Source organism: Brenneria roseae subsp. americana (genome assembly GCF_003115815.1).
GTDB classification, from domain to species: domain Bacteria; phylum Pseudomonadota; class Gammaproteobacteria; order Enterobacterales; family Enterobacteriaceae; genus Brenneria; species Brenneria roseae.
Genome location: NZ_QDKJ01000015.1, coordinates 94,014 through 108,564, shown reverse-complemented (window position 1 = coordinate 108,564; position 14,551 = coordinate 94,014). Strand labels below are relative to the sequence as shown.

Annotated in this window: 12 protein-coding genes; 1 reads left to right on the top strand and 11 read right to left on the bottom strand. The window is 53.0% G+C overall.

What is annotated here, in order from left to right; translation table 11 throughout:
* The first annotated feature begins 33 nt into the window (after positions 1 to 33).
* Complete coding sequence (gene treC, locus B4923_RS17530) at positions 34 to 1,725, top strand: alpha,alpha-phosphotrehalase (RefSeq protein WP_109055659.1); 1,692 nt, start codon at positions 34 to 36, stop codon at positions 1,723 to 1,725.
* 164 nt (positions 1,726 to 1,889) lie between these two features.
* Here the strand turns inward: treC and elaB are convergent, their stop codons facing one another.
* From elaB to nuoE, 11 genes are all read right to left on the bottom strand, one after another.
* Complete coding sequence (elaB, locus tag B4923_RS17525; protein WP_109055658.1) at positions 1,890 to 2,201, bottom strand: stress response protein ElaB; 312 nt, start codon at positions 2,199 to 2,201, stop codon at positions 1,890 to 1,892.
* A 255-nt stretch (positions 2,202 to 2,456) separates the two neighbouring features.
* On the bottom strand, positions 2,457 to 3,914 hold the full coding sequence (gene nuoN / locus B4923_RS17520) for an NADH-quinone oxidoreductase subunit NuoN (protein WP_109055657.1): 1,458 nt from the start codon (positions 3,912 to 3,914) through the stop codon (positions 2,457 to 2,459).
* A 6-nt stretch (positions 3,915 to 3,920) separates the two neighbouring features.
* Complete coding sequence (gene nuoM / locus B4923_RS17515) at positions 3,921 to 5,456, bottom strand: NADH-quinone oxidoreductase subunit M (protein WP_109055656.1); 1,536 nt, start codon at positions 5,454 to 5,456, stop codon at positions 3,921 to 3,923.
* A gap of 99 nt (positions 5,457 to 5,555) precedes the next feature.
* Positions 5,556 to 7,403, bottom strand: a complete 1,848-nt coding sequence (gene nuoL / locus B4923_RS17510) for an NADH-quinone oxidoreductase subunit L (RefSeq protein WP_109055655.1) — start codon at positions 7,401 to 7,403, stop codon at positions 5,556 to 5,558.
* A complete protein-coding gene (gene nuoK / locus B4923_RS17505) occupies positions 7,400 to 7,702 on the bottom strand; it encodes an NADH-quinone oxidoreductase subunit NuoK (RefSeq protein WP_109055654.1) in 303 nt (100 codons plus the stop codon). Before nuoK ends, nuoL begins: the two co-directional genes overlap by 4 nt.
* The gene (gene nuoJ / locus B4923_RS17500; protein WP_109055653.1) at positions 7,699 to 8,259 is read right to left on the bottom strand and encodes an NADH-quinone oxidoreductase subunit J; all 561 of its coding nucleotides are present in this window, start codon (positions 8,257 to 8,259) and stop codon (positions 7,699 to 7,701) included. Before nuoJ ends, nuoK begins: the two co-directional genes overlap by 4 nt.
* 9 nt (positions 8,260 to 8,268) lie before the next feature.
* Positions 8,269 to 8,811 (bottom strand): NADH-quinone oxidoreductase subunit NuoI, encoded by a 543-nt coding sequence (gene nuoI / locus B4923_RS17495; protein ID WP_109055652.1) that lies wholly within the window; start codon positions 8,809 to 8,811, stop codon positions 8,269 to 8,271.
* Between the two features lie 14 nt (positions 8,812 to 8,825).
* Positions 8,826 to 9,803 carry an NADH-quinone oxidoreductase subunit NuoH gene (gene nuoH / locus B4923_RS17490; protein WP_109055651.1) on the bottom strand — a complete coding sequence of 326 codons (978 nt, stop codon included), beginning with the start codon at positions 9,801 to 9,803 and terminating at the stop codon, positions 8,826 to 8,828.
* Entirely contained in the window at positions 9,800 to 12,526 is a 2,727-nt protein-coding gene (gene nuoG, locus B4923_RS17485; protein WP_109055650.1) for an NADH-quinone oxidoreductase subunit NuoG, read from the bottom strand. The genes nuoH and nuoG overlap by 4 nt, the downstream gene beginning before the upstream one ends.
* Positions 12,527 to 12,655: 129 nt before the next feature.
* Positions 12,656 to 14,005, bottom strand: coding sequence for an NADH-quinone oxidoreductase subunit NuoF (gene nuoF, locus B4923_RS17480; RefSeq protein WP_109055649.1), 1,350 nt, complete (start codon positions 14,003 to 14,005; stop codon positions 12,656 to 12,658).
* Positions 14,002 to 14,550, bottom strand: coding sequence for an NADH-quinone oxidoreductase subunit NuoE (nuoE, locus tag B4923_RS17475; RefSeq protein WP_109055648.1), 549 nt, complete (start codon positions 14,548 to 14,550; stop codon positions 14,002 to 14,004). Before nuoE ends, nuoF begins: the two co-directional genes overlap by 4 nt.
* Between the last annotated feature and the right edge of the window lies 1 nt (position 14,551).

Here is a 14,551-nt window from a genome sequence, read left to right as displayed (position 1 = left end):
GCTTTCATTCCTTGACTAAAAGAGGAGAGCGTCATGGCTACATCCCTCCCCTGGTGGCAAAACGGTGTGATTTATCAGATCTACCCGAAAAGCTTTCAGGACAGCACAGGCAATGGCATGGGCGATATCAGAGGTATTACCTCGCGGCTTGATTACCTGCGACTTCTGGGCATTGACGCTATCTGGCTTACCCCTGTTTACCTCTCTCCACAGGTTGATAACGGCTACGATGTCGCCGACTACTGCGTTATCGATCCCGCTTATGGCACGATGGCGGATATGGAAACGCTGATTGCCGAAGCGCATCAGCGCCGTATCCGCATCGTGATGGATATGGTTTTTAACCATACCTCGACGCGGCACCGCTGGTTCCAGGCCGCTCAGGATCGTCGCAGTGCTTATCGCCATTTTTATATCTGGCGGGAAGGTAACGGCGAAGATCTGCCGAATAACTGGCGTTCCAAATTCGGTGGCCCGGCCTGGCAATGGCATACCGAAAGCGAACAGTACTACCTGCATCTTTTTGCCACCGAACAGGCCGATCTCAATTGGGAACATCCACGGGTACGTGAAGCGTTGAAAAAGGTTTGCGAATTCTGGGCAGATAAGGGAATCGACGGGCTACGACTGGGTGCCATCAATCTGGTTTCCAAACGGCAAGATTTCCCTGACGACGAACACGGTGACGGAAGGTGCTTCTATACGGATGGTCCGCGCATTCACGACTATCTGCAAGAATTCAGCCGGGATGTGTTTCAGCCACACGGACTGATGACCGTTGGAGAAATGTCATCCACCTCACTTGAGCAATGCCGTCGTTACGCGGCATTAGACGGCAGCGAGCTTTCCATGACCTTCAATTTCCATCATTTGAAGGTTGATTATCCCAATGGTGAAAAGTGGACTCAGGCACAACCGGATTTCATTCAGTTGAAACAGATCATGAATCAGTGGCAACAGGGAATGCATGACCACGCCTGGAATGCGCTTTTCTGGTGTAATCATGACCAGCCCCGCATCGTTTCACGCTTCGGCGATGAGGGAAAATACCGGGTCCATTCCGCCAAAATGCTGGCGATGGTGCTGCACGGTATGCAGGGAACGCCTTATATCTATCAGGGGGAAGAAATCGGCATGACCAGTCCCGGCTACACGGCATTAAGCCAGTATCGGGACGTAGAAAGCCTGAATATGTTTGCAGAGCGAAGCGGCGGCGAGCAGTCGGATGAGCGTCTACTGGCAATCCTCGCGGCTCGTTCGCGGGATAACAGTCGAACGCCAATGCAGTGGGAAGGTGGTGAACAGGCGGGATTTACCACCGGGACGCCGTGGCTGCAACTTTGCAGCAATTACCCGCAGATTAATATCGAACAGGCCCTGGCCGATAAAAATTCGATCTTCTATACCTATCAGCAATTGATCCTTATGCGTAAAGAACTTCCGCTACTCACCCACGGTGATTACCAGGATCTACTGCCCAATCATCCTTCCCTCTGGTGTTATCAGCGATGCTGGCGTGGTCAGCGACTATTGGTTGTGGCGAATCTTGGGAAAACGCCCCAAAGCTGGCAATCGCCGCCTATTATCAACGCAGACGATCGTCGCTGGCGCTTGCTATTGAGCAACTATGCCGATGCTGCCGACCAACCGGGTACATTGACGCTACGGCCTTTTGAAGCCATTTATTGGATACAAGGGATGCCCGAACGGGAGGATAAGGTTTGAGTACTTTGAGAAATGATAATAAAGAAGCAATAGGATTATCGGGACGACTTCGTACTAAAAGCAAACATTCTGTCGAAATGACACCGCTACAGAATGTTTGCTGCATTTAGCCTGCCATGTGTGAAAATCAGTTCAGCTGGGCATTACCTATTTTCATCAGACCACTAGCGTTTTGCCAGTAATAACCCCAGAACCAGCCCGATGGTTGCACCAATACCGATACCATGCCATGGCTTGTCGTGTACATAGACGTCAGCTTTATCCGCAACCTGCTTTGCCCGTGCATAGTAACTATCGGTTGCACCAATACGCGCTTTCACCTCCAGCAAGGCTTTCTCTGCTCCCTTTTTCAAATCCAGATAGGCTTTATCGGCCTGATCCCCAGAGTAACGCAGTAACTCATCCAACGTTTCGGACAAAAGTTTTAAGTCATCATCAATACGAATTTCTTCAGGCTGTTGCTTTGCTGCTGCCATAATGTTGTTCTCCCTCTTCTATGAAAAATCATTGTCCGATTAACTATAGACAATTCTGCGCGCCTTCTGCGTCAGATGTGGGCGGATCATTCCTAAAGTGCCCTTTTTCTGCGAATAACGGATAAAAAACACCCCGCACGTTTTTCAACGTCACGAAATGACGACCCGCAGGGTGACGGACAGGGATCGTCGGTCATAAAAAAAGCCGCTGATTCTCATCAACGGCTTTTTTATCAATCAGACTGTCGTCTGTGATTACATCATTGGCTGCGCTAATTGCACCAGCGAGATCAGCGGTTGAGGATAGACCCCAAGGAGCAGTACGGCGATGGAGGAAATAAGAACCACCACGCCACCCGCGGTCAGCGCCCAATTGCTTGGCGTATCACGCTGAAGCACTTGCGGCGCGCTCAGATACAGGCTGACCATCACGCGCAGATAATAGTAAAGACCGATGGCGCTCCCCAGCACAACAGCGCCGGTTAACCACCATAGTTCGGCATTCACACCGACGGCCAGAACATAGAATTTACCGAAAAAGCCCAGAGTCATCGGAATACCCGCCAGTGACAGCATCATCACCGTCATCACTGCGGACAGAATCGGTTTATGCCAGAACAGGCCGCGATAAGAGAATAGTGAATCGGCATCCGGGCCGCGATACGGGCTGGACATCAGGCTGACCACGCCGAACGCGCCCAGGCTACTGAACAGATAGCCCACCAGATACACACCCACGGTTTCCAGCGCCATCTGATGGCTTTGCACCGCAATCAGCGCAACCAGCAGATAACCCAGATGCGCAATGGACGAGTATCCCAGCAAACGTTTGATATTGCTCTGCGAGACCGCCATCACGTTGCCAAACAGGATGGAAGCAATGGCAATCAGCCCCAATACCATTCTGATAGAATCACTATCGACCATCGGCGCGTAGAGGAACAACCGCATGACCGCACCAAAAATGGCAATTTTACTGGCAGTAGCCAGAAATGTTGACACGGGAGCAGGCGCGCCCTGGTATACGTCCGGGGTCCACAGCTGGAAGGGAACCAGAGACAGTTTAAAGCCCAGACCCACGATCATCATCCCCAGCCCCGCCAACAGTAGCGGTTCGTGAATCTGCTGATCGCTCAGGCTACTACCCAGGCTGGCAAAGCTCAGATCGCCGGACTCGGCGTACACCAGCGCCATACCAAACAGCAAGAAAGAAGATGCGGCGGCGGAAAGCAGCATGTATTTGATACTGGCTTCCAGCGAGCGTTTCTGACGGAATGCGTAACCAATCAGGCCGAACAGCGGCAGAGATATCAATTCAATACCGATGAACAGCGCAGCAAGATGATTCGCACTCGCCAGCAAAATCCCCCCTAGCGCAGCAATGAGAACCAGTAAATAGAACTCATCACGATTATCCGGATAACCTTCCAGCCACGGATAAGCAAAGGTGCTGGTTGCCAGACTGGCTAACAGCACCAGTCCTGTATAAAACATGGAAAAGCCATCAACACGCAGTAACGGCGTCACATCCATTGGCCCTGCCTGGCCGACAAAGTAAAGCGACAGCAGCGCAATATTCAGGCCGATAACCGTCACGGTTGCGTTAACAAAATGGTTGCGTCGCCACGCAATGCACAGCATCACAACCACTACCGTCAATCCGACGATTAACAGCGGCGATAGCGCGATTAGTTGTTGAGGAGTTATTGTCATGGCGAATTACGGCCTTGTTGTTGAAATTATTGAATCTGGAGCAGACGACATGAACCACTGCTGGATATTTGACATCGCGGCACTGGAGGTATCCAGAATCGGTTGCGGGAACACCCCTAACAACACCAGCAATACCACCAACAGCATCACGATGGACAATTCACGCATCGACATACTCTGCAACAACCGATCGGATTTCGGCGCGCCGTAGTAAGCGCGTTGCATCATGATCAGCGAATACACCGACGCAAATACCAGACCAAATGTTGAAATCACCGTGATCATCGGCACCACTTGGTAGCTGCCGAACAGAATCATGAATTCGCCGACAAAGTTACCCGTACCCGGCATCCCCAGCGTGGCCACTGCAAAAAACAGCGACAGCGCGGGCAGATATTTCAGGCGGGCCCACAGTCCCCCCATCTCGCGCATATCGCGGGTGTGCAGACGTTCGTACAGCTGGCCGCACAGAATAAACAGGCCAGCGGCGGACAGACCGTGCGCAATCATTTGAATGACCGCCCCCTGGTAGGCCAGTTGACTGCCGGAATAAATGGCAATCATCACGAATCCCATGTGGGAAACGGAGGTATAGGCAATCAAACGCTTGATATCGGTTTGATTAAAGGCCATCCACGCGCCATAGAAAATCCCGATCACGCCAAGCCACATGGCGATAGGCGCGAACTCATGTGAAGCGTTCGGGAACAGCGGCAGGCTGAAACGAAGCAGACCATAGGCCGCCGTTTTCAGCAAAATACCCGCAAGGTCGACGGAACCCGCCGTCGGCGCCTGACTGTGCGCATCCGGCAACCAGCCATGCAGCGGCACCACTGGCATTTTCACGGCAAAAGCGATGAAGAAGCCGAGCATCAACAGATATTCGACACCACGGGACATCGGGGTGTCGAGCAGCTTCTCGTAGTTGAACGTCCACTCGCCGGTCGCGTTATAGTGCACAAATACCAGCGCCAGAATCGCAATCAACATCACCAGCCCGCTGGCCTGGGTATAGATGAAAAACTTGGTCGCGGCGGTAATACGGGTTTTACCGTCAGAGCCTTTGTGTCCCCACAGTGCGATCAGGAAATACATCGGCACCAGCATCATCTCCCAGAAGAAGAAGAACAGGAACAAGTCGATAGCGACGAAGACCCCGATGACAGCGCCCAGAATCCATAGCAGATTCAAATGGAAGAAACCCTGATAACGTTGAATTTCATTCCACGAACAGAGGATCGCCAGAACCCCCAGTAAACCGGTCAACACCACCATCAGTACCGACAGGCCATCCAATGCGAGATGGATATCAATACCAAAACGAGGGATCCATGGAACATTGAACTCGGCCTGCCACTGCGGCAGTCCATTGGGTGTTGCCAGCGAATAGCCACCTTGCAACCACAGTTGCAGAGATAGCGCCAGAGTCAGCCCCATAGCAATCAATGCGATCCAGCGCGGTACTTTCGTACCAAAACGCTCAAGCTGCCAACACAGCAGACCGCCGATAAAGGGGATAAGAATTAGCCAAGGTAGTAGCATGGCGTTTTGTGTCCCTAAATTAAAGAAATCTGAAAACTTTGCCGTGGCAGGGACTCCCCCGGGGAATGCCCTGCCCTTCGCACGTTACCGGGTACCGCCTTAAATCAGCAATAACAAGGCCAGCACCACGACAGCACCCAAACTCATCGAGGCAACGTACCAGCGCACTTGACCATTCTCGCTTACTGTCAGCCCACGGTTTCCCCAGCGGGTAATGAAAGCCGGAATATTCATCAGTAAGTTCAGTGGATCGCGCCGCAACAGCTTCGCAATCGCCAGATAAGGTCTGATAAAGACTTTGTCGTATACCCAGTCAAAACCCCAGGCATGGAACCACCATGTCGAGAAGAAACGTCCAGGCGCGCTTTTCGCGATACTATTAACAACCTGACGTTTGCCCAGCCACAGCACGGCAGCCAGCAAAATTCCCGCAATGGCAATCACGCCGGAAGCAATTTCCAGAGTCATTACCTGACTATGCTCAAGCTCCGTTGTTTCCGGCAATACGCCGTGCAAAGGAGGAACAATCATCGCACCGATAAAAGTTGACAGCACCATTAACACAATCAGTGGTAAATGATGGGAAATGCCTTTCCCGGCGTGCGCTTGCGTTTTTGCTTCACCATGGAACACGATGAAGATCATACGGAAGGTATACAGCGAGGTCATGAAGGCGCCAGCCAATCCCGCCACCATCAGGTTGATATGTCCATTCGCCCATGCGCCGGCCAGAATTTCGTCTTTACTGAAGAAACCCGCCGTCAGCAGCGGCAACGCCGACAGCGCCGCACCGCCGACCAGGAAGCAGACATAAACCAGCGGGATGGTTTTACGCAGGCCGCCCATTTTGAAAATGTTCTGTTCGTGATGGCAGGCAAGAATTACCGAGCCAGAGGAAAGGAACAGTAGCGCTTTGAAGAACGCGTGCGTCATCAGGTGGAAAATGGCCGCATCCCATGCCTGAACGCCAAGCGCCAGAAACATGTAACCAATCTGGCTCATGGTGGAATACGCCAGAACACGTTTGATGTCGGTCTGAACCAGTGCGGCGAATCCCGCCAATACCAGCGTTACCGCACCGATGATGCCAACCAGATGCAGAATATCCGGCGCCATCAGGAACAGACCATGCGTACGGGCAATCAGATAGACCCCTGCGGTTACCATGGTTGCGGCGTGGATCAAGGCTGAAACAGGCGTCGGGCCGGCCATCGCGTCTGCCAGCCAGGTCTGCAATGGCAACTGCGCTGATTTACCTACCGCGCCGCCGAGAAGCATCAAGGTTGCCCAGGTAATCGCCGGGGAGCCTTCTGCCAACTGTTGCGGAGCCAGAACCATCAGCTCACGGAAGTTCAGCGTACCCAGTTCCTGGTAGAGAATGAACAGAGCGAATGCCAGGAACACGTCACCGACACGGGTGACCACGAACGCTTTCATGGCCGCCGCGCCATTCTTCGGATTGGTATAGTAGAAACCGATCAGCAGATAACTGCACAGGCCTACCCCTTCCCATCCGAGGTACATCAGCAACAGGTTATCCGCCAGAACCAACACCACCATGCTCGCAATAAACAGGTTGGTATAGGCAAAAAAGCGCGAGTAGCCTTCTTCGCCGCGCATATACCAGGAAGCAAACAGGTGGATAAAGAAACCGACGCCGACCACCACGGAAAGCATGGTCACCGACAGACCATCCAGCGTTAACGTCACGCTGATGTCAAAGTTCCCAACCGCCATCCATGTCCACAAATGCTGGTTAAAGAAGGTGACGCCACCGTGCTGTTGGCCCATAAAATCGACCACAACCCAAGCGGTAACCAACGCTGCCAGACCAATCGAGCCAACCCCTACGGTCGCAGAGGCATTCTCTGACCAGCGACCGCGGGAAAAAGCCAGCAACAAAAATCCGAGCAGCGGAAATAATATTGTTAAATAGAGTAAGTTCATCCGCGCATCTCACTGACTGTATCAATATTCAGGGTTTGACGACGACGATACATTTGCAGCAGCAGCGCCAGACCGATACTTGCCTCGGCAGCCGCCAGCGTAATCGCCAGAATGTACATCACCTGCCCGTCCGGCTGTTGCCAGTAACTGCCCGCCACCACAAATGCCAGTGCGGCGGCGTTGATCATGATTTCAAGACTGATCAACATAAACAGCAAGTTACGGCGAATCAGCAATCCGGTCAGCCCCAAAACAAACAGCGTAGCGGCTAAAATCAAGCCATGCTGTAACGGAATCATGCGCGTTCCCCCGTTATTTTCTTCTCAACATCCTGATTCGCGCTTTCTTTGCTGATGACGTCGCCACGCTTGTCTTCGCGGCCAATATGGAAAGCAACGACCAATCCGGCCAGTAGCAGCATTGAGGCAAGTTCAACAGCTAAAACGTAAGGCCCGAACAGGCTAATCCCTACGGATTTCGCATCCACCATTTCACCGGTGATGTTCTGATCGCTCAGGCTAAGAATCGCCTTCACAATCACCGTCAGCAACACAAGCGACAACAGGCCGGGACCGATCCAGACCCCCGGTTTCAGCCATGCCCGCTCTTGCTCTACCACGGAATTACCGAGGTTAAGCATCATGACGACGAACACGAACAGCACCATGATGGCGCCCGCGTAAACGATGATTTCCAGTGCGCCGGCAAAGTAAGCGCCCAGCGAGAAGAACACACCCGCGATAGCCAGCAGGGAAACGATCAGATATAACAGTGCATGCACTGGGTTGGTATGGGTAATGACGCGTAATGTCGCCAGTACCGCAATCAACCCCGCGATATAAAAAGCGAATTCCATGCTAGCTCCTTAGGGCAATAAGCCTTTGACATCAATGGGTTTGGCTTCGTTTTCGGCTTCGCCTTTATCTTTCCCATCAATTGCCATTCCGGCCATCCGGTAGAAGTTGTATTCCGGATATTTACCCGGCCCCGATATCAGCAGATCTTCTTTTTCATAAACCAGATCCTGACGTTTGTAATCCCCCATTTCAAAATCCGGCGTCAGCTGAATGGCTGTGGTCGGGCAGGCTTCCTCACAGAAACCACAGAAAATACAACGCGAGAAGTTGATACGGAAAAACTCGGGATACCAGCGTCCATCTTTGGTTTCGGCTTTCTGCAAAGAAATACAGCCAACCGGACAAGCCACCGCACACAAGTTACAGGCTACACAACGCTCTTCACCATCCGGATCGCGCGTCAGCACGATACGGCCACGGTAACGCGGCGGCGGATTAACGGGTTCCTCGGGATACATTTTGGTTTCGCGCTTTCTGAAAGCGTTCGATCCCACCATACAGATACTGCGTACCTGGGTGCCGAAACCAACCACTAACTCTTTTAATGTCATGGTTCACTCACCCCTTATTGAGCGTTGTACAAAATGACGGCGGCGGTCGCCAGCAGGTTCAATAACGTTATCGGCAGGCAGACTTTCCAGCCGAAAGCCATCACCTGGTCATAACGCGGACGGGGTAAAGCCGCACGAATCAGAATGAACATCATCATGAAAAATGCCGTTTTTAACGCAAACCAGATAAATGGCGGCAGCAGCGGGCCATGCCAGCCCCCGAAGAACAGGGTGACAATCAGCGCGGAAACCGTCACGATACCGATATACTCGCCCACAAAGAACAAACCGAATTTCATACCGGAATATTCAATGTGATAACCATCGGCCAGTTCCTGCTCTGCTTCCGGCTGGTCAAACGGATGACGGTGACATACCGCAACGCCTGCAATAGCAAATGTGAGGAAGCCGAAGAATTGCGGGATCACATTCCATAAATGCGCCTGTGAATCCACAATATCGCGCATGTTGAATGAACCGGCCTGAGCCACCACGCCCATCAGGGACAGCCCAAGGAACACTTCATAACTCAACGTTTGCGCCGACGCACGGACCGCACCCAGCAGTGAGTATTTGTTGTTACTTGACCAGCCGGCGAACAGCACCGCATAAACGGCCAGTCCCGCCATCATCAGGAAAAACAGCAGGCCGATGTTCAGGTCAGAAACGCCCCAGGTCGGGCTGACCGGAACAATGGCAAAAGCCAGCAACAGCGAGGTAAATGCGATCATCGGCGCCAGGGTGAAGATGACTTTGTCAGTAAACTTCGGCACCCAGTCTTCTTTGAAGAACATTTTGATCATATCGGCGACAAGCTGCAACGAACCGCCCCAACCTACCCGGTTCGGTCCGTAGCGCCCCTGGAACAGCCCCAGCAGCTTACGTTCACCCATACTCATGAATGCCCCGCAGGTCACGACAACCAGCAGGATCACGATCGCTTTTCCGACTGAACTCAGAATCTCGATAATTTCCGGTGTTAACCAACTCATTGTGCAGCCTCCCGCAGATTTTCAACGGTTGCACCCACCAGAACCGGGGCGATTCCCGGGAATCCAAGCGGCAAACCAACCTGTCCCTGACTCAGTTCAGCGCTTAAGCGCAGCGGTAAACGCAGCGTCAGACCATCGCAGGTCAACTCCAGCAAAGCGCCGGCATTGACGCCAAGCGTAGCCGCATCAGCAGGGTTAACCATCACATAGGGTTCCGGCATACGCTGTTGAATAACCGAAGAGCGCTGTGACATCTCTTCACTGCCAAATAGGTGATAATACGGTGCAATCCGCCATTGACCGGCTTCTGCGACAAACGCAGAGGGAATATTGTCGAAATATCCCAGCGTGCCTTCGCCAGCTTCAATAATACGCACACCCGGATCGCCATGACGCAGATGACCACCCACTTCGTCCTGGAATTTGTTCCAGGCTTGCGGTGAGTTCCAGCCCGGAGCCCAGGCAAACGGGACTTGCTGACGGTCGGCGGTCGGACTGTTGTTCCCTTCCATCGAGAAAGCAAACATCGTGTCTTTATCCTGCGGCTGACGCGGTTCATGCACGCTGATATTGGCGCGCATTGCGGTACGCCCGCTGGAGCGGTTCGGCGAACGCGCCAGCTTTTGCCCACGGATGCGGAATGAAGCGTCCGGCGCAGCCTGCTTGATAGCAGACAATTGCGGCAAGGCGCTGACACAGGCATCTATCACATGATCGAGCTGAGTCCAGTCAACCTGACGGCTGTTATAGGTGATAAACAGTGAATGCAGCCAGCGCCAGCTTTCCAGCATAACGACTTTATCGTTGTAGTAAGTTGGATCGTAAACCTGGAAGAAGCGCTGGGCGCGGCCTTCCTGATTGACTAACGTTCCATCGCTTTCCGCAAAACTGGCTGATGAAAGAATGAGGCTGGCTTTATCCATAATCGGGGTGCGCTGATGATCCAGAACCACCAGATTAACCGCCTTTTCCAGTGCGGCGTCGACACGCGCAGCCGAAGCATGACGATAGAGATCGTTTTCCAGCACGACAACGCTATCAGCGTCTCCGCTTTCCAACTGCGCCAGCGCCTCATCCAGCGAGCCGCCGCCAATCATGGACAGGCCGATGCTGTTTGCTGCGGAAGCAACAAAAGTAATCCCGACATCAGAACCACGATGCTTCAACGCCTGCGCCACGTTTGCGGCAGCCGCGATGATCTCTTCGCTGCCGGAGTTGGTTCCTGAAATAATCAGCGGTTTCTTCGCGCCGGACAAGGCCTGTACGATGATATCGACCTTCTGATCCAAACCCGATGCCAGATCGGTCACCGCCGGGGCATTTTCGTCCAGAGCATGGGCAATGGCGAAACCCAGCCGGGCCTGATCGGCGACCGGCGCGCGATAGTTCCAGGCGGCGATATCATCCAGACGGGTATTATCTACGTTGGTGATAAACAGAGGATGCTTGGCGTGTTGGCCGATATTCATGATGGCCGCGATTTGCCAGTCCGCGACTTTCTGCGCGGCGGCCATTTCACGCGCCTTTCCTTTCACCGCCTGACGCACGGCCAGCGCAATACGCGCTCCCGTCTGAGTCAAATCCTCACCCAGTATCAGGACCGCATCGTAACTTTCAATCTCACGCAGAGCGGGGGTGCGCACACCGCTTTCACGCAATACTTTCAGCATGAGTTGCAGGCGATTTTGTTCATCCTGAGCGATACCGGTATAAAAATTCTCAGCGCCGACCAGCTCACGCAGAGCAAAGTTACTTTCGATGCTGGCGCGAGGTGAGCCAATACCGATGGTTTTCTTCGCCTGACGTAAAACATCAGCGGCGCCTTGCAGCGCCTGATCGGCATTCAGCGCGATCCAGTCGTCACCACGACGCTGCAATGGCTGTTGAGGACGATCTTTCAGGTTAACGTAGCCATAGCCGAAACGGCCGCGGTCACATAAGAAATAATGGTTTACGCTGCCGTTGAAACGGTTTTCAATCCGGCGCAGCTCGCCATAGCGCTCTCCGGGGCTGGTATTACAACCGATGCTGCACTGTTGGCAGATACTCGGTGCAAACTGCATATCCCATTTACGGTTATAGCGCTCGGAATGCGTTTTATCGGTAAATACGCCGGTAGGACAGACTTCAACCAGATTACCGGAGAATTCGCTTTCCAACGTACCATCTTCGGGACGACCGAAATAGACGTTGTCATGCGCGCCGTATACGCCGAGATCTGTGCCATCCGCGTAATCTTTGTAGTAACGCACACAGCGATAGCAAGCAATACAGCGGTTCATTTCATGAGAAATGAAGGGGCCGAGATCCTGATTGCGGTGGGTGCGCTTGGTAAAACGATAGCGACGGAAGTTCTGTCCCGTCATTACCGTCATATCTTGCAAATGACAGTTACCGCCTTCCTCACATACCGGACAATCGTGAGGGTGATTGGTCATCAGAAACTCAACTATCGTTTTACGGAATAGCTGCGCTTCCTCGTCCTCAATCGCGATAAACGTTCCCGGTGTAGCAGGTGTCATACATGACATCACCAGACGACCTCGGGTATCCTCCGCGTTCTGGTATTGCTTTACCGCACAAAGGCGGCAGGATCCGACGCTTCCCAGCGCCGGGTGCCAGCAAAAATAAGGAATATCAAGCCCCAGAGACAGACAGGCTTCAAGAAGATTGTCCGCTCCGTTTACTTCATACTCTTTGCCGTCTACATGAATAGTAGCCATAGTCAGCATGCTTCCATAATGGCCCGTGTCGCCACGAGCGCTAATCAAAAATTCTATTATCGGTGTGGCTTATTTGCGCCACCCGGCGGATACATTGACTGCATCTCACACTTATCAGGCCAGTACTTATTACCAGCGTTCTTTCAGCAGATTGGGTTGAATACCGCCAATTGCTTTAAGATTACCCAGATATTGTGGAGAAATTCCCGCCTCAAATTCTTCCCGGAAATATTTAATGGCGCTCTGAAGAGGCTCAACGGCGCCTGGCGCATGCGCACAGAAGGTATTGCCCGGCCCAAGGAAACGGCATAGCTGCTCCAGCGTTTCAATATCGCCCGGTTGCCCTTCCCCTCGTTCCAGCGCGCGCAGCAGTTTAACGCTCCACGGCAGGCCGTCACGACAAGGCGTACACCAGCCGCAGGATTCGCGAGCAAAGAACTCTTCCAGATTACGGGTCAGCGAAACCATGTTGATTTCGTGATCGACGGCCATCGCCAGTGCCGTGCCTAAACGGCTGCCGGCTTTCGCGATATGCTCAAAATCCATCGGTAAATCGAGATGGCTTTCCGTCAGGAAGTCCGTACCCGCACCACCTGGCTGCCAGGCTTTGAACTTCAATCCGTCGCGCATACCGCCAGCATAGTCTTCAAGAATCTCACGGGCGGTCGTACCGAACGGCAGTTCCCATAATCCGGGATTTTTGACGCGGCCGGAGAAACCCATCAGCTTCGTGCCGGCATCTTTACTCTTGCCCGCCGATAGCCCCTGATACCACGCCGCACCATATTCAATAATTGCAGGTACGTTACACAGTGTTTCGACATTGTTCACACAGGTCGGTTTGCCCCATGCGCCGGCAGACGCCGGGAAAGGCGGTTTGGAACGCGGGTTGGCCCGACGACCTTCCAGAGAATTTATCAGCGCCGTTTCTTCACCGCAGATATAACGGCCCGCCCCCGTATGAACGAACAGCTCAAAATCAAATCCGCTGCCCAGAATATTTTTACCCAGCAATCCTGCTGCTTTGGCTTCTTCAATCGCGCGGCGTAAATTCTCTGCCGCCTCGATATACTCGCCGCGCAGGAAGATATAGCCGCGGTAGGCTTTTAGCGCAAACGCGCTAATCACCATGCCTTCCACCAGCAGGTGGGGAAGCTGCTCCATCAAAAGGCGGTCTTTGTATGTCCCTGGCTCCATTTCATCTGCGTTACACAGCAGATAACGGATATTCATGCTTTCGTCTTTCGGCATCAGGCTCCATTTCAGCCCCGTCGAAAAGCCAGCGCCGCCGCGCCCTTTCAGTCCGGCATCTTTGACCAGAGAAACCACCTCATCCTGCGCCATGCCGCTTAATGCTTTTTGCGCGCCGGCATAGCCGTTTTTGCTGCGATATTCATCCAGCCATACTGGTTGTTTATCTTCACGCAAACGCCAGGTCAAAGGATGTTGCTCAGCAGTCAGGACAATGTTTTTACTCATTGATACTGCTCCAATAACGATTCAATATCTTCAGGCTTCACGTGGCTGTGGGTGTCGTCGTCGATCATCATTGACGGCCCCTTGTCACAGTTCCCCAGACAGCAGGTCGGCAGTAACGTGAAACGTCCGTCAAAGGTTGTCTGGCCCGGTTTGATGCTGAGCTTGCGCTCCAGCGCGGCCTGAACGCCCTGGTAACCATTGATGTGGCACACCACGCTGTCGCAATAGCGAATAATGTGACGTCCAACCGGTTGACGGAAAATCTGGCTATAAAATGTCGCAACACCTTCAACATCGCTGGCGGGGATGCCCAGTACGTCGGCAATCGCCGAGATGGCGCCATCCGGCACCCAGCCACGCTGCTTCTGCACGATTTTCAGTGCTTCGATGGATGCCGCGCGGGCATCTTCATAGTGGTGTTTTTCGTGTTCAATCGCGTCACGCTCTGCGTCACTCAACACAAAAACATTTTCTTTCGTCAGTGAATCGGCGGCGGGTTGCCCCTGAGCGTCGATATGATCGTGAGTGTTGTTATGATCGTGCATA

Excerpts from the sequence above, each read along its gene's own strand:
- treC (WP_109055659.1), top strand. The coding sequence starts at position 34 with ATGGCTACATCCCTCCCCTGGTGGCAAAACGGTGTGATTTATCAGATC.
- elaB (WP_109055658.1), bottom strand. The coding sequence starts at position 2,201 with ATGGCAGCAGCAAAGCAACAGCCTGAAGAAATTCGTATTGATGATGAC.
- nuoN (WP_109055657.1), bottom strand. The coding sequence starts at position 3,914 with ATGACAATAACTCCTCAACAACTAATCGCGCTATCGCCGCTGTTAATC.
- nuoM (WP_109055656.1), bottom strand. The coding sequence starts at position 5,456 with ATGCTACTACCTTGGCTAATTCTTATCCCCTTTATCGGCGGTCTGCTG.
- nuoL (WP_109055655.1), bottom strand. The coding sequence starts at position 7,403 with ATGAACTTACTCTATTTAACAATATTATTTCCGCTGCTCGGATTTTTG.
- nuoK (WP_109055654.1), bottom strand. The coding sequence starts at position 7,702 with ATGATTCCGTTACAGCATGGCTTGATTTTAGCCGCTACGCTGTTTGTT.
- nuoJ (WP_109055653.1), bottom strand. The coding sequence starts at position 8,259 with ATGGAATTCGCTTTTTATATCGCGGGGTTGATTGCGGTACTGGCGACA.
- nuoI (WP_109055652.1), bottom strand. The coding sequence starts at position 8,811 with ATGACATTAAAAGAGTTAGTGGTTGGTTTCGGCACCCAGGTACGCAGT.
- nuoH (WP_109055651.1), bottom strand. The coding sequence starts at position 9,803 with ATGAGTTGGTTAACACCGGAAATTATCGAGATTCTGAGTTCAGTCGGA.
- nuoG (WP_109055650.1), bottom strand. The coding sequence starts at position 12,526 with ATGGCTACTATTCATGTAGACGGCAAAGAGTATGAAGTAAACGGAGCG.
- nuoF (WP_109055649.1), bottom strand. The coding sequence starts at position 14,005 with ATGAGTAAAAACATTGTCCTGACTGCTGAGCAACATCCTTTGACCTGG.
- nuoE (WP_109055648.1), bottom strand. The coding sequence starts at position 14,550 with ATGCACGATCATAACAACACTCACGATCATATCGACGCTCAGGGGCAA.